Source organism: Actinoplanes italicus (genome assembly GCF_003001815.1).
GTDB lineage: Bacteria > Actinomycetota > Actinomycetes > Mycobacteriales > Micromonosporaceae > Actinoplanes > Actinoplanes italicus.
This window is the reverse complement of sequence record NZ_PVMZ01000014.1, coordinates 262,316-287,876: the sequence shown is the minus strand read 5'-3', so window position 1 is coordinate 287,876 and position 25,561 is coordinate 262,316. Positions and strand designations below refer to the sequence as shown.

The following is a 25,561-nucleotide window of genomic DNA, read 5'->3' as shown; positions in this document are numbered from 1 at the left end:
CGGGTGAAACGGAACCTTAGACAGCTCCACCTCACCCGGAGGTCCTCGCCTATTTCAGGACTTCCGCAGCGTTACCAACGTCCGTGGCCAGTACAACTAGATCGGGCGGGGTCGGGGGCGGTGGTCACCTGCCTGCCTGTTGTGGTGCAGATCTTGTGGGGTTCGGGGGAGACGTCTGACCGGAGGCTCGCTAGATCGGGCGGGGTCGGGGGCGGTGGTCACCTGCCTGCCTGTTGTGGTGCAGATCTTGTGGGGTTCGGGGGAGACGTCTGACGGAAACTCGCAAGATCGGGCGAGGGGCGAGGGGCGAGGGGCGAGGGGCGAGGGGCGAGGGGCGAGGGCGTCGGTCGGCGGGATCGTGGCGTGGCGCGGCGGGTCGGTTCGGGCAGGGTGGGGCGTCGGTCAGCGGGACCGTGGGTTGGCGCGGCGGGTCGGTTCGGCCGTCGTCGGGTCCTCCGGCCAGGGATGACGTGGGTAGCGGCCGCGCATCTCGGCACGCACCTGTGGATAGCCCTGCACCCAGAACGAGCCGAGATCAGCGGTGACGGCGACCGGCCGGCCGGCCGGGGACAGCAGGTGCAGCAGCACCGGGACCCGGCCGTCGGCCAGGCGTGGCGCCTCCCTCCAGCCGAACGCCTCCTGCACCTTCACCGCGAGCACCGGCGCCGCCGGGTCGCCGTAGTCGACACGCACCTGCGACCCGCTCGGCACCGGCAGCCGTTCCGGGGCGACCTCGTCCAGTCGGCCGGCCACCGACCAGGGCACCAGCCGCCGCAGCCCGCCGGCCACGTCGACCCTGGCCAGGTCGGCGCGTCGCCGGGCCGGGCCGAATTCCAGCCAGTCCTCCGGGTTCTCGAGCAGCGCGTCGTCGGACACGTCCGGCCAGGGTGCGCCGAGTGCCGCATGGGCGAACGCCAGCCGCCGCCGTAGGTCCTCGGCGTTCCGGCTCCAGGTCAGCAGGCCCAGTCCTTCCCGGCGCAACCCGGTGACCAGCGCCGCCCGCAGCCGAACCGGATCGGGGTCGGACAACCGGGTCGAGACCAGCGTGATCGCGCCGAGGCGTCGTACCCGCCGGGCCACCACATCGCCGTCGGCCCAGCCGATCTCGGTCTCCTCCACGAGCAGCGGGGCGGCCACCGACCGGGCGGTCTCCTCGTCCAGTGGCGCGGCGCTGCGGATACGGGCGACCGGCGCCCCGGCGGGCCGGTCCGCGTTCGCCACGGCGATCCACGGCACGCCGGTCAGCGGGCTGCCGGCCGGGAGCTCGGCCGCGGTGCCGCCGGCCATCAGGTAGGCGCGGCCGCCGGGCTCCCTCACCCGGGCCACCCGTTCCGGATACGCCAGGCCGACCACCAGCCCGGCCGCCACATCGTCGGTGAGAGAACCTCCGGTCCTGCCGGTGCCGGTCTCGTCGGTGAGGTGATCGGCGGCCCGGTCGAGAGAGCGGGTCAGGCGCCGGACCTCGGCCCGGCGGGCCGGATCGTTGCGGGCCGCCCGCCAGACCGTGACCACGTCGCCGGAGGTGGTGCGGTCGTCGTCCAGGACGGCCACGATCTCGGCGGCCCGGGCCGCGCCAAGGGTCGACGCGCCGTCCAGCAGGGCGCGGGCCAGCCGGGGGTGCAGGCCCGCACCGGCGAGCACCCGGCCGCGTGGGGTGATCCGGCCGTCCTCGCCGACCGCGCCGAGATCGTGCAGGGTGGCGACCGCCGCCCGCAGTGCGCCGGGTGGTGGTGGGTCGGGCAGAGCGAGGCCGTCGGCGTGAGGATGTCCCCACAGCGCCAGGTCCAGCGCGAACCCGGTCAGGTCGGCGGCCGCGATCTCCGGCTCGGGCTGGGCCGGGAGGCGGTCGTGCAGGGCCGGCGACCAGCAGCGGTAGACGCGGCCGGGGGCCTCGCGCCCGGCCCGTCCGGCGCGCTGCTCGGCCGACGAGCGGGACACCGGCACCGTGGCCAGGGCACCGAGCCCGCGGGCGTGGTCCATCCGGGGAACCCGGCTGAGCCCGGCGTCGACCACGGCGCGGACACCGGGAACCGTCAGGCTGCTCTCGGCGACCGCGGTCGCCAGCACCACCCGGCGGCCCGGTCCGGCGGTGAGTGCCGCGTCCTGCGCGCTCCCGGACTGCCGGCCGTGGAGGGCGACGATCGCGGCCGCGGCGCCGCTCCCGCCGAGCCGGGACGCGACCGTCTCGATCTCGCGGGCGCCCGGCAGGAAGACCAGCACGTCGCCGTCGCCCTCGGCCAGCGCCCGGCGGGTGGTCGCGGCCACGTGGTCGAGCAGCCGCGGGTCGACCCGCAGGCCGTGCGGCGGGGTGATGGACCCGGACGGCGGCGCCCAGATCACCTCGACCGGATGCGTACGCGCGTGCGCGGTCAGCACCGGCGCCGGACGGCCCGGCTCGCCGAGCACGGTGGCCAGCCGGTCGGCGTCGGCGGTCGCCGAGGTCGCCAGGAGCCGCAGGTCGGGCCGCAGCGCCGAACGCACCTCGACGAGGAAGGCGAGGGCCAGGTCGGAGTCGAGGTGCCGTTCGTGGCACTCGTCGAGGATCACCGTGGCCACGCCGGCGAGCTCGGGATCGGCCTGCAGCCGCCGGACCAGCAGTCCGGTGGTGACGACCTCGACGAGAGTCTCGCGGGAGACCCGGCGCTCGCCGCGCACCGAGAAGCCGACCCGCTGGCCGACCTGCTCGCCGAGCAGGGTGGCCATCCGGCGTGCCGCGGCCCGCGCGGCGACCCGGCGTGGCTCGGCCACGATCACCCGGCCGCCCGGCGTGGCCAGTGCGAGCGGGACCAGTGTGGTCTTGCCGGTGCCGGGTGGCGCGACCAGGACCGCGGCCCCGGCGTCGGCCAGGGTGGCGGCCACCTCGGGCAGCACGGGACGGACCGGTAGGTCGGGCAGGGAGCCGGCGGGGATGAGCACGCGCCAAGTCTGGCCCATGCCTACGACACTTCCCGCAGTTGTCCACAGAGGCTCGCGGATCACCGGCGGATCACGGCCCGGTCGCGGCCCGGTCGCGGGCCGGAAAGCCCCGCTCACCGCCTCCCGGACCGGTACGCGCAGCGTGCACCGGTTATCCACAGGCCTGGGCCGAGGGCGAGATTTCCTCACGGCATTCGTGGCAGGGTGGCCCTTGTTAATTCTTCGGTCCGCTCATGCCTGTCCCGGTTCCGGCCTGCTTGACTGATCGACATCGACGAGGGGGTGACCGATGGGTGCGGTGGAGGTGTTCAACGCCCTACCTGCCGAGCGGTTGGAAGCCGAGCTGCTCGCCTGTTGCGCGGCGCCTGCCTGGGCTGCCACGGTCGCCGCGAAGAGACCGTTCGCGGACCGTGTCGGGGTGCTGGCCGCGGCCGACGCCGCCAGCGGGGTTCTGACCTGGCCGGAGGTGTTGCAGGGCCTGTCCGCGCATCCACGGATCGGCGAGCGGGCCACCGGTGACTCCCAGGAGGCCGCCTGGTCGCGGGCCGAGCAGTCGGCCGCCGCACAGACCGCCGACGACGTGACCAGGGCAGAGCTGGTCGCGGCCAACCGGGCCTACGAGGAGCGCTTCGGTCACGTTTTCCTGATCTTCGCGAGCGGCCGGTCGCAGGCCGAGATTCTGGCCGCCGCACGCGAGCGGCTCGGCAACGACGAGGCCGTCGAGCGGGCGGTCGTGACCGGTGAGCTGGGCAGGATCGCCCGGCTCCGGCTGGAGCGGATGCTCGATGCCCTCTGACGGTCTCGCGTCCGAGTTCCACGCCCGGATCTCGACGCACATCCTGGACACCGTCACCGGCGAGCCCGCCCGTGACGTCTATGTGCGGCTGGAACGCCGCGACTCCGACGGCTGGCGCACGATCGCCGAGGGCCGCACCGACGACGACGGCCGTCTTCGCTACGAGGTCCTGCTGCACGAGTGGCAGGCCGGCGGCTACCGCCTGTTCTTCTACGTGGAGCCGTACCTCGGTGGGGACTGCTTCTTCCCGGAGATCACGGTCGCCTTCCACGTCCACGACCCGAATCGCCATTACCATGTGCCGCTGCTGCTGAGCCGGTACGGGTACACCACCTACCGAGGGAGCTGACGAGTTGGGGATCGTGCTCGGACCGAACCGCTACGGCAAGGCGGAGACGCGCCTCGTGCGGGTGCACCGTGACGGTGACACGCACGGCCTCGTGGACTTCAATGTCAGCATCTCGCTCTCCGGCGACCTCACCGCGACGCACCTGACCGGCGACAACACCGGTGTTCTACCGACCGACACGATGAAGAACACGGTGTACGCGTTCGCCAGGGAGCACGGCGCCGGCGAGCCGGAGTCGTTCGCGTTACTGCTGGCCCGGCATTTCGTGGAAACTCAGCCTCAGGTCCGTACAGCCGAGGTCTCGATCGAGTCCTTCGCCTGGGACCGTCTGGGCCCGCACTCGTTCCGCAAGCGCGGCGACCATGTCCGGACGACCAGGGTGTCGGTTACCGGGGAGACGGCGCAGGTGGTCTCCGGTGTGACCGGCCTGGTGCTGCTGAATTCGACGGACTCGGAGTTCCACGGCTTCGTCGAGGACGGTTACACGACGCTGAAACCGACCACCGAGCGCATCCTGGCGACGGCTGTGGACGCCCGCTGGCGGCATGCCGGTGACGACACGGATTGGGCGGCCTCGTTCGCGGGCTCGCTGGAGGCGCTGATCGCGGCGTTCGCCGGTACCTACAGCTACTCGTTGCAGCAGACGCTCTACGCGATGGGGGCCCGGCTGCTCGAGGAGCGGGCCGAGGTGGCCGAGGTGCGGCTGGCCCTGCCGAACAAGCATCACTACCTGGCCGACCTGTCGGCGTTCGGGCTCGACAACCCGAACGAGGTGTTCATCGCCGGGGACCGGCCGTACGGCCTGATCGAGGGCACCGTGACGCGCGACGACGCGCCCGCCGCGACCGCGGAGTGGTGGCTGTGATCATCATCGAGAACGTCGCGGTCGCCACCGTCGACGCGGCCGGGACCGAGTTCCCCGACGGTCACGTGGTGGTCGGCGACGACGGCCGGATCGTCGCGGTGGGCGCGGGCCGGTCGGAGCTGGCCGGCGACCGGGTCGACGGCACCGGCTGCCTGGTCACACCCGGCCTGGTGAACACGCACCACCATCTCTACCAGTGGGCGACCCGCGGCCTTGCACTCGACGAGACACTGTTCGGCTGGCTGACCACCCTCTATCCGATCTGGGGCCGGCTGGACGCGGAGATCGTCGGCGCCGCGGCGGGTGCGGGTCTGGGCTGGCTGGCGCTGTCCGGCTGCACCACGAGCATGGACCACCACTACGTCTTCCCCCGTGACGGCGGTGACGTGCTGGCAGCCGAGATCGAGGCGGCCCGGTCGATCGGCCTGCGGTTCCATCCGACCCGCGGCTCGATGGACCTGAGCCGCAAGGACGGGGGCCTGCCACCGGACCACGTGGTCGAGGACACCGACGAGGCCCTGGCGGCCACCGAGGCGGCGATCGACCGCTGGCACGACCCCTCGCCGGATTCGATGCTGCGGATCGCGGTGGCGCCGTGTTCGCCGTTCTCGGTCACCACGCGCCTGATGGAGGAGGCGGCGGTGCTGGCCCGGCGCCGGGGCGTACGGCTGCACACGCATCTGGCCGAGACCGACGACGAGGAGGAGTTCTGCCTCAAACAGTTCGGCTGCACCCCGGTGGAGTACGCCGAGCGTGTCGGCTGGCTCGGCGACGACGTCTGGCTGGCCCACGGCGTGCACCTGGACGACTCGGCGATCGCCAAGCTGGGCGCCACCGGCACGGGCGTGGCGCATTGCCCGAGCTCGAACGCGCGGCTCGGCACAGGTGCGGCCCGGGTGCGTGAGCTGATCGACCACGGTGTCCCGGTGGGACTCGGGGTGGACGGCGCCGCCTCCCAGGAGGTGTCGCATCTCGGGGCCGAGCTGCGGCAGGCGCTCTACACGGCGCGTCAGCGCGGCGGCCCGAAGGCGATGGACGCCCGTGAGGCGTTGCGGCTGGGCACCATCGGCGGCGCCCGCTGCCTCGGCCGGCAGGACGACATCGGTTCGATCGAGCCAGGCAAGCTGGCCGACCTGGTGATGTGGCGGCTGGACGGACTGGGCCACGACGGTATCGACGATCGCGTGGCGGCGCTGGTCTTCGGCCCACCGGCACGCGTCGATCTGGCCCTGGTCGGTGGCCGCCGGGTCGTCGAGCGTGGGGAGCTCGTCAACGCGGACGCCGACACGCTGACCGCCGCCGCCCGGCGGGCCCACCGCCGGTTGATGGCGACCTCCTGACGGGCGGCGATGAGGGCCATGAATAATGCTCGATTACGGTACGGGGGAGTAACCACACTGAGAGGAATCGTCAACGATGACCGAGATCCTGTCCGACGAGGCCGTGGCATTTGTCGCCGACCTGAACCGGCGCTTCCGGCCTCGCCGTAACGAGCTCCTCCAGGCGCGTGCCGCGCGCCGTGCGGAGATCGCGGCCGGAGCCACGCTGGGCTTCCTGGCGGAGACCGCGGACATCCGCGCGGCCGAGTGGTCCGCCCCGCCCGCCCCGGCGGACCTTTCGGACCGGCGTGTGGAGATCACCGGCCCGACCGAGCGGAAGATGACGATCAACGCGCTCAACTCGGGCGCCAAGGTGTGGCTGGCCGACCTGGAGGACGCGAACACCCCGCACTGGTCGAACGTGGTCGACGGCCAGCAGAACCTCCACGACGCGATCCGGCGCACGATCTCGCTCGAGACCGAGAAGAAGACGTACGAGCTGAACGGCGGGCCGTACCCGACGATCGTGATGCGCCCGCGCGGCTGGCACCTCGACGAGCGGCACCTGCCGGTGGACGGCGAACCGGCCGTGGGCGCCCTGGTCGACTTCGGCCTCTACTTCTTCCACAACGCCGCCGAGTTGATCAGCAGGGGGAGTGGCCCCTACTTCTACCTGCCCAAGATGGAGTCCCACAAAGAGGCCGCCCTCTGGAACGACGTCTTCACGTACGCCCAGGAGAAGCTCGGCATCCCGGTCGGTACCATCCGCGCCACCGTGCTGATCGAGACGATCCCGGCCGCGTTCGAGATGGAGGAGATCCTGCACGCGCTGCGCCCGCACATCTCCGGGCTCAACGCCGGCCGCTGGGACTACCTGTTCAGCATCATCAAGTACTTCCGCGACAACCCGAACATGATCCTCCCGGACCGGGCCGCGGTGACGATGACGGCGCCGTTCATGCGCGCCTACACCGAGCTGCTGGTCTCCACCTGCCACAAGCGGGGCGCGTTCGCGATGGGCGGCATGGCCGCGTTCATTCCGAGCCGCCGTGATCCGGCCGTCAACGAGGTGGCCCTGGCCAAGGTCCGTGAGGACAAGGAGCGCGAGGCCGGGGACGGTTTCGACGGCTCGTGGGTGGCCCACCCCGACCTGGTGCCGGTCTGCGGGGAGATCTTCGGCCGGGTGCTCGGCGACAGGCCCAACCAGCTCGCCAAGAAGCGCCCGGACGTCGCGGTGGACGCCGCCGACCTGCTCCACGTCGCCGGCACGGGCGGCTCGGTCACCCGTGCCGGGCTGCACAACAACGTCAACGTGGCTCTGCAGTACCTCGAGGCGTGGCTGCGCGGCAACGGCGCGGTCGCGATCCACAACCTGATGGAGGACGCCGCCACCGCGGAGATCTCCCGGTCCCAGGTGTGGCAGTGGATCCACAACGGCGTGAAGCTCGAGGACGGCACCCCGATCACCGCCGAGCTGGTCGGCCGGATCGAGGACGAGGAACTCGCGAAGATCCGCGAGACGGTCGGCGACGAGGCGTGGACGGCCGGGCGCTACGACGACGCCCGCAAGCTGTTCGAGCGGGTGGCGCTCGCTGACGACTTCGCCGACTTCCTGACCAGCGCGGCGTACGACTCCATCGATTGATCGACCCCCGTGCGGCCGGGCCGGGAAGGTCCGGCCGCACCGGGGCAGGTAGGAGAGGGTGACAGGTGCGCCTGACCGGGGACGACTACGACGAGATCGACGCGAGCCTCGCCGCGCATGACGCCTTCCTGACGGCCCGCTATCCGGGCGACCGCCCGGGCCGCCAGCCGGTGCACACCGTCTACGTTCCGGCCGACCGCCTGGACGACTTCCGCGACTGGGGGTCCATCGCCCTGGAGGCGATGGACCGGCACGACTTCCCCTGGCCCGACCCGGCGGTCCGGGACAAACTCGCGCGCGAGCCGATCGAGGACCTGCGGGTCGACTTCGAGGACGGCTACGGCGTCCGCGACGACGACCAGGAGGACGCCGCGGTCCGCAAGGCGGCGGCGATCCTGGCCGGCGGACCGAGACCACCCTTCCTCGGCCTCCGGATCAAGTCCCTGGAAGCGCCCACCCGGCGGCGCTCCCTGCGCACGCTCGACCTCTTCCTCGACGGCTACCAGGACATCTTCACCATCACCCTGCCCAAGGTCAGCGGTTCCGACCAGGTCTCGGCGATGGTCACCCTCTGCGAGAAACTCGAGCGGTCGTACGGCTTGAGCGCCGGCACCCTGACCTTCGAGATCCAGGTCGAGCTGCCCTCGGCGGTGCTGGCCGCCGACGGGACGGCCGCGGTCGCCCCGCTGATCACCGCGGCGGACGGCCGGTGCACGGGCCTGCACTACGGCACCTACGACTACAGCGCCGCCGCCGGTGTGGCCGCCGCCTACCAGTCGATGGAGCATCCGGCCGCCGACTACGCCAAGGCCGTGATGCAGGCGGCCGCCGCGCAGACCGGTGTGCGCCTGTCCGACGGCTCGACGAACATCCTCCCGGTCGGTGACACCGCACAGGTGCACGCCGCCTGGGAGCTACACCGCCGCCTGGTCCGCCGCTCACTGGAACGCGGCTTCTACCAGGGCTGGGATCTGCAGCCGGCCCAGTTGCCGACCCGGTACGCGGCCACCTACGAGTTCTTCCGCGATGGCCGGGACGCCGCGATCACCCGGCTGCACCGCTACCTCGACCGGCAGGACAGCGGCATCGCCGACGAACCGGCCACCGCGCGGGCGCTCGCCGGTTATCTGCTGCGCGGACTGGACTGCGGCGCACTCGACGACGCGGGATTTCCCCGGGACCGATTGATCGGTCTGTCCTGAGGCGGAACGTGAACGGGGAGGCTGAAGTGGGTTACAGCACCGATTTCGCCGGGCAGGTGGCGATCGTTCCGCCGCTGAATCCCTCGGAGGTGGAATACCTCGATCGGTTCGCCGAGACACGGCACGAGCTCCGGGATGCGGGGCCCTATGCGGTGAGCGGATTCGGATTGGCCGCCGAGGACATGTACGGCGGCAACGAACCACCACCACAGCAGCCCGGATACTGGTGCAAATGGGTGCCTACGGCCGCCGGTGACGCGTTGACCTGGAATGGCGCCGAGAAGTTCTACGACGCCGAGGTGTGGCTCGCGTACCTCATCGACACGTTCCTCCGACCAGGCTCGGCGATCCGTGGCGAAACAGCGCCGGGATGGGTCCTGCCGCCGCTCTTCGAGCACTTCACCTGCGATCACGTGCTGAACGGGGTGATCGTCGCGCAGGGCGAGGAGGAGGACGACAGATGGCGGATCGAGGTACGTGACAACGTCGTCCACGTGGTACGCCCGCCGTCCTGGCCGGCGGACGGAGAATCGGCGGACGGAGAGCCGGCGGACGGAAGACCGGCGGGCGGAGGATCGGCGGGCGAAGGACCGGCGGGCGGAGGATCGGCGGGCGAAGGACCGGCGGACGACCACGTATTCGTGGTCGGCGCGAATGGTGATCTCCGCGATCTGGGACCGGCCGTCTCGAACGGATTCGAGAACTGATCGGCGCTCAGACCATCGAGAAGAACGGGACGATCAGCAACGCGCAGAGAGTGAGCCAGGTGGCGAACTGCTCGTGCCCGCGGTTCCCCTCCCGGACGGCCTTGTAGAGCATCGCCGCGATGAGTGCGGCGAGCCCGAAACCGGCCAGGAGCGACGGGGTGCCGGGTTCGGCGAACCATTCGGGCGCCAGGCTGACCAGCGACGCGGGATCGATGGCGGCCAGTCCGGCGAAGGCGACCACGGCGACCGCGAGGATCGCCACGGCCGTGCCGCGTAACAGGATGTTGGGGCCCGCTTCCATCGAGGGCTTCTGGTTCGTCACGCCGGTTGCCTTCCGTGATGGTCCTGATCGGTTGGACCACCTTAGCGGCCCTGGCAAATCCGGTGTGGATCGAACCTTTCCAGGTCGTGGCGAGTACTACAGGACGGGACGGCGCGAAATCCTGGAGGAGACGGTGCGGTGACGGAGAGTAACGCCGAACACGTGTGTGAGCGACCATCCTGGCAGTGCCGTGCCTGTGGTGAGCCGTGGCCGTGCCCGCCGGCGCGGACCTCGCTGGCGGGCGGGGCCGATCGCGTCATGCTGACCATGTACATGTGGGGCCATCTGGACCGGGCCATGACCGAACTGCCGCCGGGGCCGCCCGCCGAGCTCTTCGACCGCTTCCTGCGCTGGACCGACGGCCGCCTGGAAACCGCCGGCTGTGCCGTACCGCTGTCTCAGAGCGCCTGAGACAGCGGTACGGCACAGCCACGAAGATCGGGACCAGCGGTGAGGCGGCCGCGGGTGTCCGGGCACGGGTGCGGCGGTCAGAGGGTCAGGCTGCGGGGACGATCTGTTCGCGCAGCCAGGACGGGTCCGGGTTGACGTGGCCCTGACCGCCGATCACCACGGTCGGCACGGTCTCGTCGCCGCCGGTGATGGATCGGACCGTGGCGGCCGCCGATGGGTCCTGCCAGATGTCGACCCAGCGCAGCCGGTCCGCGTCGGCGCCGAGCCGGGCCCGCAACCGCAGGCAGAAGACGCAGCCGGGCCGCCAGTACACGACCGGCCGGTCATCGGAGGTGGCGTCGGCGGCTGCGCGCGGGAACGCCAGCGGCGACAGCACGAAGCCGAGCACCAGGAATGCGGCCATCAGCAGGGCGGCGGTGCCGGGCGCGCCGTCGCCGATCTTGGCGGCGGCGATCAGCACCCCACAGGTGGCTGTCAGAACCGCCGCACTCCACCGTCGCAACATGGAGCGGCACGGTACTCCGCTACCCGCGGTAACGATATCCCTGACAGGACTGATGCGCGCCGGTGCGAAACAAACCGCCGATAAGGTCGATCCATGGCTGATCTTGTAGTGCGGTCACTGCGGGCCGTGACCGCGGAGGGCGAGCGTCCGGCGGCGGTCCTGGTGGAGGACGGAAAGATCATCGCGGTGCTGCCGTACGACGCCGAGGTGACCACCGGAGCCGAGGTCGATCTCGGCGCGACCGCGCTGCTGCCCGGTCTGGTCGACACGCACGTGCACGTCAACGAGCCGGGCCGGACCGAGTGGGAGGGGTTCGCCACGGCGACCCGGGCGGCCGCGGCGGGCGGTGTCACCACGATCATCGACATGCCGCTGAACAGCCTGCCGCCGACCGTGAACCCGGACGCACTGAAGATCAAGCAGGCGGCGGCCGCCGGGCAGTGCCACGTCGACGTGGGTTTCTGGGGCGGTGCGATCCCCGGCAACGCCGCTGACCTGCCGGGCCTGCACGCCGCCGGCGTCTTCGGGTTCAAGGCGTTCCTCGCCGACTCCGGGGTGCCCGAGTTCCCGCCGGTCGACCCGGCTCAGCTGGCCGAGGCGATGAGCGCCGCCGATGCGCTGTTCGTGATCCACGCCGAGGATCCGGATCACCTGCGGGACGCGGCGAGCTCGTCCGCGTACGCCGACTTCCTGGCCTCCCGCCCGCAGGACGCCGAGCATGCCGCGGTCGCCACCGCCATCGCGGTGGCCCGTGAGGCGGGCCGCCGGGTGCACATCCTGCATCTGTCGGCCGCTTCCGCGCTGCCGTTGATCGCGCAGGCGAGAGCCGATGGGGTACGCGTGACCGCCGAGACCTGCCCGCACTATCTGACCCTGGACGCGGCCGCGATTCCCGACGGCGCGACCGAGTTCAAGTGCTGCCCGCCGATCCGGGACACGGCGAACGCCGACCGCCTGTGGGAGGCGCTGGCCGACGGCCTGATCACCTGTGTCGTCAGCGACCACTCGCCGTGCACGCCCGACCTGAAACGGCAGGACACCGGCGATTTCGCGGCCGCGTGGGGCGGGATCGCGTCGGTGCAGCTCGGTCTTCCGGTGATCTGGACCGCGGCCGCCGGACGCGGGCATACCCTCGCGGACGTGGTGAAGTGGATGGCGCGCCGCCCCGCCGATCTGGTGGGATTGCGGAACAAGGGCCGGATCGCCCCCGGCGCCGACGCGGATCTCGTGGCGTTCGAGCCGGACGCGGAGTTCATCGTCGACGCGCACGCCCTGCACCATCGGAACCCCGTCACGCCGTACGCCGGAAAGGTCTTGAAGGGCGTCGTCCGGACCACCTGGCTGCGCGGCAGTGCGGTGACCGGCGCGGATGCCGGCGGGGTCCTTCTGAGCAGAACCGAGGAGATGTGATGGACTTCACCGCACTTCCCGACCTGGCGTCGCGGGCCTTCGGCGGGGGAGTCGTGCACTTCAACGACGAGTTCTTCGCCGCCGCCGACCACCTGGTGCTGCCGGAGCCGCCGGGGCACGCGCCGAAGACGTTCGACCACAAGGGACAGGTCTACGACGGCTGGGAGACGCGCCGCCGCCGTGAGCCGGGGCACGACTTCGCGGTGATCCGGCTCGGCGCGCCCGGGATCATCCACGGCGTCGACATCGACACCGCGTTCTTCACCGGCAACTATCCGCCGTTCGCGTCGGTCGAGGCCGTGGAGCTGCCCGGTTATCCGGGCACGGACGAGCTCGAGGCCGCCGACTGGATCGAGGTGCTGCCGAAGTCGCCGCTGAAGGGCGACGGCCGCAACCTGTATCCGGTGGAGGACCGCAGCCGGTTCACGCACGTGCGCCTCAACATCATCCCGGACGGCGGGGTGGCCCGGCTGCGCGTGCACGGTGAGGTGGTGCCGGACCCCGCGCTGCTGCCGAAGGTGTTCGACGTGGCCGCCGCCGAGTACGGCGCGACGGTCGTGGACTGCAGCAACATGTTCTACGGCAACCCGCAGCGGATGCTGATGCCCGGGCTGGCCCGCAACATGGGCGACGGCTGGGAGACGTCGCGGCGGCGTGACGACGGCAACGACTGGGTGCTGGTGAGACTGGCCGCACCGGCCGTGCTCAGGTTCGCCGACCTGGACACCAGCCACTTCAAGGGCAACGCTCCGGGCTGGGCCACGCTGACCGGTTTCGACCGTGACGGCGTCGCCGTCGAGCTGCTGCCGAGGACGGCGCTGCGCCCCGATACCCGGCACCGGTTCCCGCTGGTCAAGGGACCCGAGGTGACGCAGGTACGGCTGGACGTCTTCCCGGACGGCGGCATGGCCCGGCTGCGCCTGCTGGGGCGTGCCGACCGGGAACACCTGCGTGCGAGACTCGGCCGGTGACACGTACCGTCTCTCTCGTCCTCGTCGATCCGGCGGGTGACCTGCTCGGGCAGTTGCCGCCGTTCACCGTCGGGACGCCCTGGTGGCAGGAGGTGTCCGATGTGGTGGCCGCGGCGGGCATCGACGTCACCGTGCTGCGTGTGCTGCACGGCGACCGGCCGTCCCCGCCGGGCGGGCACGTCACCTACCTGGCGATGACCTCGGAGCGTCCGGCCGGGCTGCTGCCCGCCGACGCCGGCCTGGCGCCTCATCCGCTGCGGGCGTCCTATGCCGAGCCGGCAGGCGCGTCGGCGTCGCTGGCCTGGGCGGCCGGCGCGCTGGACCGGATCGGCCTGTCCGGGACCACGGCCCGTCAGCAGCGCACCTGGAATCTGTCGGCGATCTGGCGGTTCGACCATCCGGACTCCGGGCCGGTGGCGTGGCTCAAGCAGGTGCCGCCGTTCTTCGCCCACGAGGCGGCCGTCTGCCGGCTGGTCGAGGCCGTCGCGCCCGGCCTGACGCCGTACGTGCTGGCCGCCGGTGATGAGGGCCGTGCCCTGCTCGCGCACGTGCCCGGCGAGGACCGCTACGACGCGGGCCCCGAGTTCCGCCGGGCCGTGCTGACCGCTCTCCATCCCGTGCACGAGCACTTCGCCGGGCGGCTGGACGACCTGCGCGCCGCCGGTGTGCCCGAGATGTCCCTCGAGAAGATCTTCAAGGTGGCCGAGCCGCACCTCGCCACGATCGACGGGCTGGGCGACCTGCTCGACGACCTGCCCCGCCGGCTCGCCGAGGTGGACGGCTGCGGCATGCCGGACACCCTGGTCCACGGTGACCTGCACATGGGCAACGTGATCAGCGACGGCGAGTCACTGACCATCGTGGACTGGGGCGACTCGGTCATCGGCAACGCCGCCTTCGACGTGGTGCGGCTGCCCGGCGACCCGGACCTGCTGGCCGCGTGGGCGGACCTCTGGCCGGGCCGGGACGCGCTGCGGGCCGCGACGCTGCTCGGCCCGGTCGAGTTCCTGCGCCAGGCGATCGTCTACGCGGGCTTCATGGAGAGCATCGAGCCGTCCGAGTGGCCGTACCACGCCACCGATGTCGACCGCTGCCTGCGGACGGCGGTCGAGCAGGCCGGCGGGCATCCATAGGTTTCACCGTGCCGGCGATATCTTCCGTACCGTGTCAGGCATGGAGGATGCCCGCCGGCACTATCTCGCCCAGATCCGGCGCGACGGCGCCGAGCTCTCGCCCGCCCTGGCAGAGGCGTTCGCGACGGTGCCACGCGAGATCTTCGTGCCGGACGGCTTCCACCGGCGTGACGGGCGGCGGGTCGTGCCCGCCGATCCGGAGTTCCTGCCGACCGTCTACAGCGACGACGTGCTGGTCACCAAGATGAACGGCGAGGTGCCGGTCAGCTCGTCCAGCCAGCCGTCGCTGATGGCCACCATGATCGAGGCGCTGGACGTGTGGCCCGGGCTTCGAGTCCTGGAGATCGGTGCGGGGACCGGTTACAACGCCGCGCTTCTCGCTTCGCTCGGCGCGGTCGTGACCACGGTGGACGTTCAGTCCGACGTGGCGGCACGGGCCAGGTCCGCGTTGGCGAGGGCGGGCATTGCGGGCGTACGGGTGGAAGCCGCCGACGGCTACACGGGGGGCCCGCCGGAGCGGTACGACCGGATCATCGTGACCGTCGGCGTCGCCGGCGTCTCTCCGCACTGGCTCGATCGGCTGGAGCCGGACGGCCGGATCGTCGTCCCGGTCGCGCACGGTGGCATCCACCCGGTCCTCGACGTGCGCCCCGCGCCCGCCGGCCCGCCCGCGGTCGCGGGTCCCACCGCGACCGTGGTGTGCTCGGCGGGTTTCATGGGCGCGGCCGGGCCGCTCGGCGCCCGGCACCCGCGCAGCCATCCACCCGCGGCCGTAGGCCTGGAGGACCTGGCCGAGACGTCCCCGGCCCGCTGGCAGCCGCCGCTCGATCCGGACGCCTATCGCGGCCTCTGGTATGCGGCCGCCAACTGGCACCACCGGGTGAGTCACGCCTCGATCCCCGGCCGGGAGCAGAGCTACCTGGCGCTGCTCGACGACACCGGCCGGGCCGGCGCGGTGGTGCTGGCCGACGGGGCGATCCTGGCCTCGGGCGCGGAGGCGGAGCGCTGGACCGCGGTCGGGACCGCGCTGGCCGACCGCTGGCAGGCCGCGGACCGGCCGCCGATGCGTGCGTGGCGGACCGGGTTCGCGCTGACCGGCGACCCGGCCGCGCCGATCTGGGCCCCGTCACGGTGGACCTTGTCATCGGGCGCCTAGGAAGGTCAGCACGGCCATCACCCGCCGGTTCGTGTCGTCGGTGGGTGGCAGGCCCAGCTTGGCCAGGATGTTGCCGACGTGCTTGCCGACCGCGGGGTCGCTGATGAACAGCGCGGCCGCGATCGCCGAGTTGGACCGGCCCTCGGCGATCAGCGCCAGCACCTCCCGCTCCCGGCTGGACAGCCCGGCGAGCGGGTCCTGCGGCCGGCTGATCAGGCGGCGGACCACGTCGGGGTCGACAACGGTGCCGCCGGCGACCACGGTGCGCAGCGCCGCCACGAACTCGGCGATGTCGGCGACCCGGTCCTTGAGCAGGTATCCGACGCCGTCGCCGGTGGCGATCAGGTCGGCCGCGTAGTCCTGCTGCACGTACTGGCTGAGCACCACGACCGGCAGGCCGGGGCGGGCTTGACGGAGGCGTACGGCTGCCTGAAGCCCCTCGTCGGAGAAGGACGGCGGCATCTTGATGTCGGTGACGACCAATCCGGGGTCGTGCTCCCGGACCGCGGTCTCGAGCTCGTCGGCGTCACCGACCGCGGCCACCACCTCGAAGCCGAACCGGACCAGCACCCCGACCAGGCCCTCGCGCAGCAGGACGCCGTCCTCGGCGAGCACCACGCGGGTCACAGCTCGACCCGCAGCAGCGTCGGGCCGCCTGCCGGGCTGGCCAGCAGGAGCTTGCCGCCGGCCGCGGCCACCCGGTCGGCCAGGCCGGTCAGCCCGGTGCCGCGTGCCGGGTCGGCGCCGCCCCGCCCGTCGTCGAGGACCTCCAGCGCGATCCCGTCACCGGCACGGAGCAGGCGAACCTGGACCGTCGTGGCGTGGGCGTGCTTGACGACGTTGGTGAGCGCCTCGGCAGCCACGAAGTAGGCGGTCGTCTCGATGCGCTCCGGCAGGCGGCCGGTGATCTCCGTGGCGTCGACCGTGACCGGGACCGGCGAGTTGCCCGCCAGCTCGCGGAGCGCGGCCGGCAGCCCCAGGTCGCCGAGTGTCTGCGGGCGGATGCCGTGCACGAGGTCGCGCAGCACCACCATCAGCTCCTTGGCCTGGTTGTGGGCGCGGCCCAGTGGCTCGGCGGCAGGGGAGTCGTCGGGCAGGTCGAGCCGGGCCATGCCCAGTTGCAGGGTGAGGCTGGTGAGCCGGTGCTGGGCGCCGTCGTGCAGGTCACGCTCGATCCGCCGCCGCTCGGCGTCGAACGCGTCGGCCAGCCGGGCCCGCGACTGCGCCACCTCGGTGAGCCGGTCACGCAGCCCGTCGCCACCGCCGAGCAGCCGCCGGGCCAGCGCGCCGTGCGCCGCCGCCAGCACCCCGGCGAGGTAGAGCAGGATTGGCGCCAGGACGATGCCGAGCAGCACGAACGGCACCGAACCGATCCCGCCGTTGATCACGTAGGTGCCGAACTGCCACTCGGTCAGGCCCGGGCTGAGCAGGAGCACCAGCTCGAAGACGAACAGCACGGCCACGCCGAACCAGAACGGGGGAGCGAGCAGGCCGAGCAGGGCGGCGTAGAGGACGGCGCGCCAGGTGGACTCCTCGCGGTACCGCGAGACCAGCCAGGTGACCGGGCTGGCGGCGAGCGGGCGGTGCGGCCCGGTCAGCGGCCGCTCGTCGATCAGGCCGAGCCGGCGGCGTTCCAACGCGGCCAGCGGCAGGGCCACCACCGGCCCGCAGGTGACCAGCAGGACGGCCGCGAGCAGCATCAGGACGAGCACCGCGGGCTGTGGACCCCGGCCCTCGCTGACGTCCCGGACGGCCACCATCCAGGGCAGCAGCAGCGTCCAGAACCCGGCGGCGACCGGAGCGGCGATCACCGCGGTGACCGTCAGATGCAGGAGGGACCGCCACGGCCACGAGGTGAGCAGATAGCGGCGGTCTTTCAGGGCTTTGGTGAGCACCGGCTCACGGTAGCCAGCCGGTCACCGCCCGGCCCAGCCGTTCAGGGACACCATCCGGGGTAGTGCTGGGTATACCTTTTGCGGATGAGAGCGGCCTACGACGAGATCGCGGACTGGTACGAGACCGAGTTCCTGCCGTCGACGAGGCCCGGCGATCCGCTCGGCATCCGGCGGGCGATCACCGAGCACCTCGGTCCCGGATCCGGCCGCTGCCTGGAGATCGCCTGCGGCACCGGAGTCCACGCGGCCCAGGTGCGCGAGCTGGGCTGGACGCCGTTCGGCGCCGATCTGTCGGCCGGCATGCTCGGCCACGCCGCCGGCCGTCTGCCGATCGTGCGCGCCGACGCGAGCCGGCTGCCGTACGCGGACGCCTCGTTCGACGCGGCGATCACCGTGGTGGCGCACACCGACATGCCCGCGTACCCCGCCGTGCTACGCGAGGCCCGCCGGGTGCTGCGCCCCGGCGGGCGGTTCGTCCACATCGGTGTTCACCCGGCCTTCTGCGGCGGGTTCGCCGACCGCGCCGACCCGGCCGCGGTGGTCATCCGGCCCGGTTATCTGGACGGTCACTGGACGAAGAACTCATGGACTTCCCACGGGGTACGGGACAAGGTCGGCGCCAGTCACTGGCCCCTGCCCGAGCTTCTGAACGCGTTCCTCGCCGCCGGCCTCGTGTTCGAGGGCTTCAGCGAGGGTGGCGCACCGGTTCCCACGATCCTCTCGATCAGGACATCAGCAGCATCGCGGCAGTGCCCATCAGCACCAGCATCAGGACCGCGATGAGCAGGCCCTTCTCGGCGGAGTCGGTGGCTTCGGAGATTGGCGTCGTGGTCAGGGGCTCACTGCTCATGCGTGTCGCTCCTCCGCGGGGGGATGGCGGTCGCCACTACCGGATGCGAGCGGCGGCCGGGAGGCTTACCGTGAGGGCGTCGTCGACCTCGAAGGGGTTGCAGTGCCGCCGCAGGAATGGCTTCTCTCCGCTGCAGAACGCGGCAACCCGGACACCTCCATACCCATATGGAACACCGGAAACACGGTCGAGCCACTCATTCACGGGCAAAGTTACTTCGATCGGTTGGTGACCGAGGTCGAGGCACTCGAGCCCGGTGATCACCTCTTCTTCACCGACTGGCGCGGTGACCCCGATGAGCGCACCAGTGACGGCGGGCCGACCGTGGCCGAGCTGTTCGCCGCCGCCGCCAAACGCGGCGTGGTCGTCAAGGGCCTGCTCTGGCGTTCGCACGTCGACAAACTCGCCTACAGCGAGGAGGAGAACCGCAACCTCAGCGACGATATCGAGGCCGCCGGCGGCGAGGTGCTGCTCGATCAGCGGGTCCGCCGCGGCGGGTCACACCATCAGAAGCTCGTCGTGCTGCGCCACCCGAACCGGCCGGAACGCGACATCGCGTTCGCCGGCGGCATCGACCTGTGCCACAGCCGCCGCGACGACGCCGAGCACCACGGTGACCCGCAGGCGGTGCGGATGGCGAAGGCGTACGGCCCGAATCCGCCCTGGCACGACGTTCAGCTGGCACTGCGGGGACCGGTCGTCGGCACGCTCGATCAGTCGTTCCGGGAACGCTGGTGCGACCGGGTGCCGCTCGACCAGGACGGCCCGATCGCCACGATCACCGACAGGCTGCGCGGCGAGGACATGAGTCCCGACCCGCTGCCGGAGCAGCCGCCCGACCCGCCCGAGTGCGGCCCGCACACCGTGCAGGTGCTGCGGACCTACCCGGCGATGCGCCCGCCGTACGGCTTCGCGAAGCTGGGCGAGCGCAGCGTGGCCCGCGGCTACACCAAGGCGATCAAGCGGGCCCGCCGGCTGATCTACGTCGAGGACCAGTACCTGTGGTCGAAGGAAGTCGCGCAGCTGTTCGCCGAGGCGATGAACGACAACCCGGACCTGCACCTGGTCGCCGTGGTGCCCCGGCACCCGGACGTGGACGGCGGGTTCGCCCTGCCGCCCAACCAGGTCGGCCGGGAGCAGGCCATCGAGCTGTGCAAGCGGGCCGGCGGTGACCGGGTGCACGTCTTCGACCTGGAGAACCACGCCGGTACGCCGATCTACGTGCACGCCAAGATCTGCGTGATCGACGACGTGTGGTGCAGCGTCGGCAGCGACAACTTCAACCGTCGTTCGTGGACCCACGACAGCGAGCTGTCCTGCGCGGTCCTGGACGAGACCCGCGACGAGCGGGCCCCGGCGGACCCGGCCGGGCTCGGCGACGGTGCCCGAAAGATACCCCGTGACCTGCGGCTGTCGCTTCTCCGGGAGCACTTGGACCGGGCCGACGGGGACGACGCCGACCTGCTCGATCCGGAGAGCGCGGTGGCGGCCCTGACCGAGGCCGCCGACCGCCTGCGCGACTGGCGCGACAACGGCCGGATCGGCACCCGCCCGCCGGGCCGGCTCATCCCGCACCAGACCGAGAAGCTGCCGTGGCATCAGCGGCTGTGGGCGCTGCCCGCGTACCGCCTCGTCTACGACCCGGACGGCCGGCCCTGGCGGGCCCGCCGAGCCGGCACCTGGTGAGCGGTCAGAGCACCCATTCGTCGTTGCGGATGATCTCGACGGTGCCCTTCGGGCCGGTCCCGGTGACCGTGATGCCGTCGCCGCCGATCACCACGTCGGTGTGCACGGCCGACGTGTTCAGGCCCAGCTCCTCGCGCTCCGCCGCGCCCATCTGCGGTCCGCCCGGCACGGCGAACGGGAAGCTCGAACCCCAGGCCACGTGACAACCCGCGTTCTCGTCGAACAGTGTGTTGTGGAAGACGATGCCGGTCCTGGCGATCCGGCTGTCCGAGTCGACGAGCGACACCTCGCCCAGCGACCGGGCACCCGGGTCCGTCTCCAGCTGGGCGCGCACCGCCTCCACCCCGGAGTCGGCCGACACGTCGGTGATCCGCCCGCCCGCGAACTCCACCCGCAACCCGCGCACCAGCTGCCCGTTGAGCACCAGCGGTTTCGTCAGCCTGATCCGGCCGTCCGCGCGGCGCCGGTCGGGGCTGGTGAACACCTCTTCGGTCGGGATGTTCGGCATGTACGGGATGCCCGCGGAGTCGACCAGGCCACCACCCGTCCAGCGGCAGCCCGGGATCAGCCCGACCGTGAGGTCGGTGCCGTCACCCACATACCGCACCGAGGTCAGCTCCAGCGCGTCGAGCCGTGACGCCCGGTCGGCCAGTGTCGCGGCCCGCTCCCGCCACGCGAGGGCCGGATCCGCGGCGTCCAGGCGCATGGCGGTCGAGACCGCGTCCCACAGCCGGTCGGTGTCCGGCTCGCCGAAGATCTGGTGGGCCCAGCCCGGGTTGGGCGCGCCCACCACGGTCCAGCGGAGCCGGCCCAGCACGCTCTCCCGCATCGCGCGCGTCTCGTCGAACGGGAACGCCGCTGCGCGTGCCGGATCGGCGCCATCGAGCACGTGCGGATCGGCGTCACCCAGCAGGGCGATCGACGCGACGCCCTGCTCCGCCCACTCCCGGATCCGCTGCAGCGCCCATCCGCGGCTGGTGGTCAGCGTCTCGAGACTGGCGTGGTCGACGGCGGAACGGCGCATCGGGCCGTCCGACCAGATCGGCTCCACCCAGGCGGCGCCCGCCGCGTACGCCGCCTCCACGACCGCGCGGGCTATCTCGAGGTGGGCGGTGTCCGTACGCAGGATCACTCCCTGCCCGGGCTGGATGTTGACCCCAGCCCGGACCACGACGTCGGCGAATCGCTCGATCCGGTCCATGCCGGTCAGCGTAGTCAGTCCGTGTGCGGTACGCGTGCCGCCGGAACGACTCCGAGGCGCCCCTTCTGGAAGTCCTCGAAGGCCTGCTTGAGCTCGGCCTGGGTGTTCATCACGAACGGCCCGTAATGGGCGATCGGCTCCCGGATCGGCTGCCCGCCCATCACGAACAGATCCAATTCGGTCTTCGCTTCCACCCGGATCGCCTCACCGTGACCGTAGGTGGCGAGCTGCCCGAGGCGGATCGGCCGCATGTCGGTGCCCGCGAATCCCTCGCCCGCGAGTACGTACACCAGGGCGTTGTAGTCGGTCTGCCAGGGCAGATCCAGGCGCGCGCCGGGCTGCAGGGTGATGTGGGCCAGGTTGATCGGCGTGAACGTCGACCCCGGCCCACGGTGCCCGGCGATCTCGCCGGCGATGACCCGGATCAGTCCGCCGCCGTCGTGTGTGGTGAGCAGCGCGGCCTTCGTACCGCGGATGTCCTGGTATTTGGGGTCGATCATCTTGGCCGCCCGCGGCAGGTTGACCCACAGCTGGAGCCCGTGGAAGAGCCCGCCGCTGGTCACCAGGTGCTCCGGCGGCGCCTCGATGTGCAGGATGCCCTTGCCTGCGGTCATCCACTGGGTGTCGCTGTTCGAGATCGAGCCGCCGCCACCGAGCGAGTCCTGGTGGTCCATGATCCCGTCGATCATGTAGGTGACCGTCTCGAAGCCGCGGTGCGGGTGCCACGGCGTGCCCTTCGGCTCGCCCGGCGCGTAGTCGACCTCACCCATCTGGTCGAGGTGGATGAACGGGTCGAGCTCGGACATCGGCACCCCGGCGAAGGCCCGGCGCACCGGGAACCCCTCACCCTCGTAGCCCTGCGGCGCCGTGGTCAGTCGCCGGACGGCCCGGAACTCGGTCGTGACCGGGTCCAGCCTGGGCAGCCGGGGCAGGACGAGGACGTCTTCAACGGTGATGGCTGGCATGGCTCATACCTTCCTGATCTTGGCGAAGACGTGGCCGATCACGGCCAGCTCCTCGTCGTCCAGATGGTCGATGAAGCTCTCGCGGACGGTCTCCAGGTGGGACGGCGCCGCCGCTCGCAGCGTCGCCAGCCCCTCCTCGGTCAGCACGGCCTCCTGGCCGCGCCCGTCCTCGGGGCAGCTCTCCTTGCTCACCAGACCCCTCTTGACCATGGAGCTGATCTGGTAGGTGATCCGGCTCGGCGACAGCACGAGACGGTTGGCCAGCTCACCCATGCGGATCCGCCGGTCGGGGGCGTCGGCGAGCGCGACGAGCACGTGGTAGTCGTTCATGCTCAGCCCGGTGGCGGCCCGGAGCTCCTCCTCGAGGCGCGTGTGCAGTGCCCACGAGCTCTCGATGAAGGTGCGCCAGTGCGCCAGTTGCGTCCCGGTCAGCGGTTCGGCCATGACGGGAACCATACTCCTTAAAATCTGAAACTTCAAATCTGAAAGAGATGGTGTACGGGGGTAAGGTGCGCTCGTGAAGATCCGCCGAGCCGTACCCGCCGACGCCGACGAACTGGTCCGCCTCCGGGCCGTCATGCTCGCCACCTTCAGCACAGCGACCTGGAACGACGACTGGCGCGAGCCGGCCCGCGCCTCCCTGGTCCGGCGCTTGGCCCACGACCCGGCCGCCCCGGCTCTCCCAGCGTCCTCGGCTTCCCCGGCGTCGTCGGTCTGCTCCGGCTCCTCGGCCTCCCTGGGTTCCTCCGCGTCCTCGGAGTCCTTGGCCGCCTTCGTCGTCGAGAACCCCGACGGCCCCGGCCTGGTCTCCTGCGCGGTGGGTCTCATCGAGGAGCGCCTCGGCAATCCGTTCAACCCCGATGGCCGGGTCGGGTACGTGTTCAATGTCGCCACCGACCCGGCCATGCGGCGTCGCGGCTACTCCCGAGCCTGCATGGAGGCGCTCCTGCAGTGGTTCCGCGACCAGGGCGTGCGCGCCGCGGACCTGACGGCCTCCCCGGACGGCGAGCCCCTCTACGCCTCCCTCGGCTTCACTCGCAAGCCCGACCCCGCGATGCGCCTGCGCCTCTAGACACCTTTCGCAGTCGGGGTTCCCGGCCCGTCAGCCGCATTCGTTTGAGCCGTCGGTGGCGCTCGGTCGGCTGATGGCCGGGCGTCACCGTCGTGGGCTCCGGGCTCGCGGGGTCGGTTACCGCCGCGACCCGGTGCTGGACGATCAACTAGGGCCGTTTTCGGAGCCGGGCTCCGGGATATCGCTGCCTCCGGCCCGTTAAAGGGTTCACCGCCCACGGCTGGGCGATCAGGCGGTCTGAGGAAGGGTTCACCGGCCACGGCTGGGCGATCAACAGCCCGGGGAAGGGTTCGCCGCCCACGGCTGGGCGATCAGGTGGCCCGGGAAAGGACTGTCCCCACCAGCATGTGGCCCGGGACAGGACTGTCCCCACCAGCCCCAAACAGACCCTGACCGTAAAAGGTGTCTAGACACCTTCCCGAACCAGGGCCGGACCTTCCGCGGCGATCACGTCAGGCGCGGCGATCACGTCAGGCGCGGCGATCGCGTTGGATGCAGCGGTCACGTCAGACGGCGCCGATCACGTCAGGTGGGGATGCCACATACCCGACATTCGATCGGCCGGCCGTGCCTGGCGGGCCCTTCACGGCTCGGGAAGCAGCCATAGGGCGCAGCCGGCCTCCAAAACGGCGTAGATGATCGTCCAGCACCGCGATGTCGCGGTTATCGAGCTCTGACCCGTCTGTGCGCCGGGGATCAGTCACTGCTGGTGTCGGCCCGACCTTCCGCGGTCCGGTCGCGAGCCGGCCAGCCGCATCTCCAGCATGGAATCCGGCCGCCGGTAGATGCTCGCTACGGCTCTGCTCGAGCCCTTCATCCCGCCAGCGCCCGAACAGGATCTGAACTCAGGCGGCAACGCCGGCACAAGGTCTGCCCGCGGAAGGCGGCGCCAGGCGTGCCGCCCGACGATGTTGTGAGGTTGCGCCGCCCCGTCAACCGCAGAGCCACAAGATCTGGCAAGTCGCATATCGGCGAACGGGGCGAAACGTCGGCTGGAAGGGCGACGAATGCCGCGTCGTGACGGGTCGGCCGGCTCGTCTACGGTGGCCCGGTGACCGAACTGACGACCGCTCGCCTGCGTCTGCGGCCCTTCCGGATCGAGGACGCGCCGGCCGTGCACGCCTACGCCGCCGACCCCGAGGTCGTCCGCTACATGGACTGGGGCCCGAACACGGCAGCCGACACGGAGCGGTTCATGGCCGAGGCCGTCACCCCGGCCGACGGTGTCCACCTGTTCGCCGTCGAGCGCGACGGCGCCGTGATCGGTGCCGTTCAGGTACGGGTCACCAGTGTTCTCCACGCACGCGGCGAAATGGGTTACGTCCTGGCCCGCCCGGCCTGGGGGCACGGCTACGCCACCGAGGCGGCGGCCGCGGTGCTCGGCTTCGCCTTCGATCGGCTGGACCTGCACCGGCTGGCCGCCACCTGCGACCCCGGCAACGAAGGTTCGCGCCGCGTCCTGGAGAAGGCGGGCCTCAGCTACGAGGGTCACCTGCGCGACTACCTGCACATCCGCGGCGAATGGCGGGACCGCCTGCTCTTCGCCGCCATCCGCCCGCGCTGATCAGGCGGCGGGCGTGTTGAGGGACTGTGTGAGCCGCTCGCGGGCGGCGTCGAAGTCGGCCCCGCGCTCGGCCAGGATCAGCATGGCCAGCCCCTGTCCCTCGCGCAGGATGCCGAGCGCGATGTGCTCCGGCGCGATGAAGTTGTGCTTGAGCCGGATCGCCTCACGCAGCGACAACTCGAGAACCTTCTTGTTGCGCGCTGAGAACGGCCGGTGCCCGCTGGTCGTGGCCGGGGTCAACCGCCCGAAAAGACCTTTCTTCTTCGGTACGGGACGCGGGAGCCGCAAAGCGCCGGCACCGAAGTTCTCCTCGATGGCGGCCCGCACCGCGTCCAGGTCGATGCCGATCGACTTGAGCACGGCGGCGTCCTCGGCGTCCCGGTCGGCGATGGCCGAGGCCTCGCTCCGGTCGCCCACATGCCGGACGATCGCCGCCCGTACATAATCCTCGTCGACCTCGCCACCGGCGCCCCGGAAAGCGTCCCGGACCGCGGGGTTCTCCTGGGAGACCAGCGACAGCAGGGTGTGCTCGGTGCCGATCGTCTCGTGCCCCAGCAGCCGGGCCTTCGTCTGCGCGCCGATCACCACGTCGCGGGCGGCCTTGGTGAATCGCTCGAACAT

26 protein-coding genes are annotated in these 25,561 nt (G+C 71.6%); 16 read left to right on the top strand and 10 right to left on the bottom strand.

The genetic code is table 11. The features are described 5' to 3' along the window. Positions 1-402 precede the first annotated feature (402 nt). Positions 403-2,916, bottom strand: a complete 2,514-nt coding sequence (hrpB, locus tag CLV67_RS31095; protein WP_239166602.1) for an ATP-dependent helicase HrpB — start codon at positions 2,914-2,916, stop codon at positions 403-405. 289 nt (positions 2,917-3,205) lie between these two features. Here hrpB and uraD point away from each other — a divergent pair, with 289 nt between their 5' ends. The 7 genes from uraD to CLV67_RS31060 all read left to right on the top strand — a co-directional run bounded on the left by uraD (position 3,206) and on the right by CLV67_RS31060 (position 9,799). Beyond that, positions 3,206-3,712 (top strand): 2-oxo-4-hydroxy-4-carboxy-5-ureidoimidazoline decarboxylase, encoded by a 507-nt coding sequence (gene uraD, locus CLV67_RS31090; protein ID WP_170154069.1) that lies wholly within the window; start codon positions 3,206-3,208, stop codon positions 3,710-3,712. Continuing rightward, positions 3,702-4,061, top strand: coding sequence for a hydroxyisourate hydrolase (uraH, locus tag CLV67_RS31085; protein ID WP_106324708.1), 360 nt, complete (start codon positions 3,702-3,704; stop codon positions 4,059-4,061). Before uraD ends, uraH begins: the two co-directional genes overlap by 11 nt. Positions 4,062-4,074: 13 nt before the next feature. Next, positions 4,075-4,926: a factor-independent urate hydroxylase gene (gene pucL / locus CLV67_RS31080; protein WP_239166605.1), complete on the top strand. Its 852-nt coding sequence runs from the start codon at positions 4,075-4,077 to the stop codon at positions 4,924-4,926. After that, positions 4,923-6,266 (top strand): 8-oxoguanine deaminase, encoded by a 1,344-nt coding sequence (locus tag CLV67_RS31075; RefSeq protein ID WP_106324704.1) that lies wholly within the window; start codon positions 4,923-4,925, stop codon positions 6,264-6,266. Before pucL ends, CLV67_RS31075 begins: the two co-directional genes overlap by 4 nt. Before the next feature lie 76 nt (positions 6,267-6,342). Next, positions 6,343-7,890 (top strand): malate synthase A, encoded by a 1,548-nt coding sequence (aceB, locus tag CLV67_RS31070; protein WP_106324702.1) that lies wholly within the window; start codon positions 6,343-6,345, stop codon positions 7,888-7,890. A 65-nt stretch (positions 7,891-7,955) separates the two neighbouring features. Next, positions 7,956-9,092 (top strand): DUF6986 family protein, encoded by a 1,137-nt coding sequence (locus tag CLV67_RS31065; protein ID WP_106324700.1) that lies wholly within the window; start codon positions 7,956-7,958, stop codon positions 9,090-9,092. Between the two features lie 26 nt (positions 9,093-9,118). Then, positions 9,119-9,799, top strand: coding sequence for a hypothetical protein (locus CLV67_RS31060; RefSeq protein WP_203737406.1), 681 nt, complete (start codon positions 9,119-9,121; stop codon positions 9,797-9,799). Positions 9,800-9,806: 7 nt separating this feature from the next. On the opposite strand, the gene CLV67_RS31055 is transcribed toward CLV67_RS31060, so the two are convergent. Beyond that, positions 9,807-10,121 carry a hypothetical protein gene (locus tag CLV67_RS31055; RefSeq protein WP_106324698.1) on the bottom strand — a complete coding sequence of 105 codons (315 nt, stop codon included), beginning with the start codon at positions 10,119-10,121 and terminating at the stop codon, positions 9,807-9,809. Between the two features lie 258 nt (positions 10,122-10,379). Here CLV67_RS31055 and CLV67_RS53675 point away from each other — a divergent pair, with 258 nt between their 5' ends. After that, positions 10,380-10,532, top strand: a complete 153-nt coding sequence (locus CLV67_RS53675) for a hypothetical protein (RefSeq protein WP_239166603.1) — start codon at positions 10,380-10,382, stop codon at positions 10,530-10,532. Positions 10,533-10,617: 85 nt separating this feature from the next. Here CLV67_RS53675 and CLV67_RS31045 read toward each other — a convergent pair whose 3' ends face one another. Continuing rightward, positions 10,618-11,037, bottom strand: a complete 420-nt coding sequence (locus CLV67_RS31045) for a glutaredoxin family protein (protein WP_106324694.1) — start codon at positions 11,035-11,037, stop codon at positions 10,618-10,620. 93 nt (positions 11,038-11,130) lie between these two features. On the opposite strand from CLV67_RS31045, the gene allB reads away from it, so the two are divergent. Genes allB through CLV67_RS31025 form a run of 4 tightly spaced genes read left to right on the top strand, consistent with a single transcriptional unit; the run spans position 11,131 to position 15,707 of the window. Further along, positions 11,131-12,447 (top strand): allantoinase AllB, encoded by a 1,317-nt coding sequence (gene allB / locus CLV67_RS31040; RefSeq protein ID WP_106324692.1) that lies wholly within the window; start codon positions 11,131-11,133, stop codon positions 12,445-12,447. Continuing rightward, positions 12,447-13,418 carry an allantoicase gene (gene alc / locus CLV67_RS31035; protein WP_106324690.1) on the top strand — a complete coding sequence of 324 codons (972 nt, stop codon included), beginning with the start codon at positions 12,447-12,449 and terminating at the stop codon, positions 13,416-13,418. Before allB ends, alc begins: the two co-directional genes overlap by 1 nt. Next, positions 13,415-14,551 (top strand): phosphotransferase family protein, encoded by a 1,137-nt coding sequence (locus CLV67_RS31030; protein ID WP_106324688.1) that lies wholly within the window; start codon positions 13,415-13,417, stop codon positions 14,549-14,551. Before alc ends, CLV67_RS31030 begins: the two co-directional genes overlap by 4 nt. Before the next feature lie 40 nt (positions 14,552-14,591). Beyond that, positions 14,592-15,707: a protein-L-isoaspartate O-methyltransferase family protein gene (locus CLV67_RS31025; protein WP_106324686.1), complete on the top strand. Its 1,116-nt coding sequence runs from the start codon at positions 14,592-14,594 to the stop codon at positions 15,705-15,707. Here CLV67_RS31025 and CLV67_RS31020 read toward each other — a convergent pair. Both CLV67_RS31020 and CLV67_RS31015 read right to left on the bottom strand, forming a co-directional pair. Then, positions 15,693-16,334, bottom strand: coding sequence for a response regulator (locus CLV67_RS31020; RefSeq protein WP_106324684.1), 642 nt, complete (start codon positions 16,332-16,334; stop codon positions 15,693-15,695). The two genes, CLV67_RS31025 and CLV67_RS31020, sit on opposite strands and share 15 nt — an antisense overlap. Beyond that, positions 16,331-17,602, bottom strand: a complete 1,272-nt coding sequence (locus tag CLV67_RS31015; protein WP_106324682.1) for a sensor histidine kinase — start codon at positions 17,600-17,602, stop codon at positions 16,331-16,333. The genes CLV67_RS31020 and CLV67_RS31015 overlap by 4 nt, the downstream gene beginning before the upstream one ends. Positions 17,603-17,686: 84 nt before the next feature. Between CLV67_RS31015 and CLV67_RS31010 the strand changes: the two genes are divergently transcribed. Continuing rightward, positions 17,687-18,385: a class I SAM-dependent methyltransferase gene (locus CLV67_RS31010; protein WP_106324680.1), complete on the top strand. Its 699-nt coding sequence runs from the start codon at positions 17,687-17,689 to the stop codon at positions 18,383-18,385. Here the strand turns inward: CLV67_RS31010 and CLV67_RS54365 are convergent. Further along, complete coding sequence (locus tag CLV67_RS54365; RefSeq protein ID WP_275414926.1) at positions 18,327-18,452, bottom strand: hypothetical protein; 126 nt, start codon at positions 18,450-18,452, stop codon at positions 18,327-18,329. The genes CLV67_RS31010 and CLV67_RS54365 overlap by 59 nt on opposite strands. A gap of 102 nt (positions 18,453-18,554) precedes the next feature. On the opposite strand from CLV67_RS54365, the gene CLV67_RS31005 reads away from it, so the two are divergent. Continuing rightward, a complete protein-coding gene (locus CLV67_RS31005) occupies positions 18,555-20,138 on the top strand; it encodes a phospholipase D family protein (protein WP_106324678.1) in 1,584 nt (527 codons plus the stop codon). A gap of 4 nt (positions 20,139-20,142) precedes the next feature. Here the strand turns inward: CLV67_RS31005 and CLV67_RS31000 are convergent, their stop codons facing one another. The 3 genes from CLV67_RS31000 to CLV67_RS30990 are packed head-to-tail and all read right to left on the bottom strand — an operon-like array spanning position 20,143 to position 22,748. Next, positions 20,143-21,339, bottom strand: a complete 1,197-nt coding sequence (locus CLV67_RS31000) for an aminopeptidase (protein ID WP_106324676.1) — start codon at positions 21,337-21,339, stop codon at positions 20,143-20,145. A 14-nt stretch (positions 21,340-21,353) separates the two neighbouring features. Then, positions 21,354-22,304 (bottom strand): pirin family protein, encoded by a 951-nt coding sequence (locus CLV67_RS30995; protein ID WP_106324674.1) that lies wholly within the window; start codon positions 22,302-22,304, stop codon positions 21,354-21,356. Positions 22,305-22,307: 3 nt separating this feature from the next. After that, positions 22,308-22,748: a MarR family winged helix-turn-helix transcriptional regulator gene (locus tag CLV67_RS30990; protein ID WP_106324672.1), complete on the bottom strand. Its 441-nt coding sequence runs from the start codon at positions 22,746-22,748 to the stop codon at positions 22,308-22,310. 73 nt (positions 22,749-22,821) lie between these two features. Here CLV67_RS30990 and CLV67_RS30985 point away from each other — a divergent pair, with 73 nt between their 5' ends. Both CLV67_RS30985 and CLV67_RS30980 read left to right on the top strand, forming a co-directional pair. Continuing rightward, complete coding sequence (locus tag CLV67_RS30985; protein ID WP_239166604.1) at positions 22,822-23,376, top strand: GNAT family N-acetyltransferase; 555 nt, start codon at positions 22,822-22,824, stop codon at positions 23,374-23,376. A 1,051-nt stretch (positions 23,377-24,427) separates the two neighbouring features. After that, positions 24,428-24,940, top strand: coding sequence for a GNAT family N-acetyltransferase (locus tag CLV67_RS30980; RefSeq protein WP_106324670.1), 513 nt, complete (start codon positions 24,428-24,430; stop codon positions 24,938-24,940). On the opposite strand, the gene CLV67_RS54815 is transcribed toward CLV67_RS30980, so the two are convergent. Then, positions 24,941-25,561: a Clp protease N-terminal domain-containing protein gene (locus CLV67_RS54815; RefSeq protein WP_106324668.1), complete on the bottom strand. Its 621-nt coding sequence runs from the start codon at positions 25,559-25,561 to the stop codon at positions 24,941-24,943.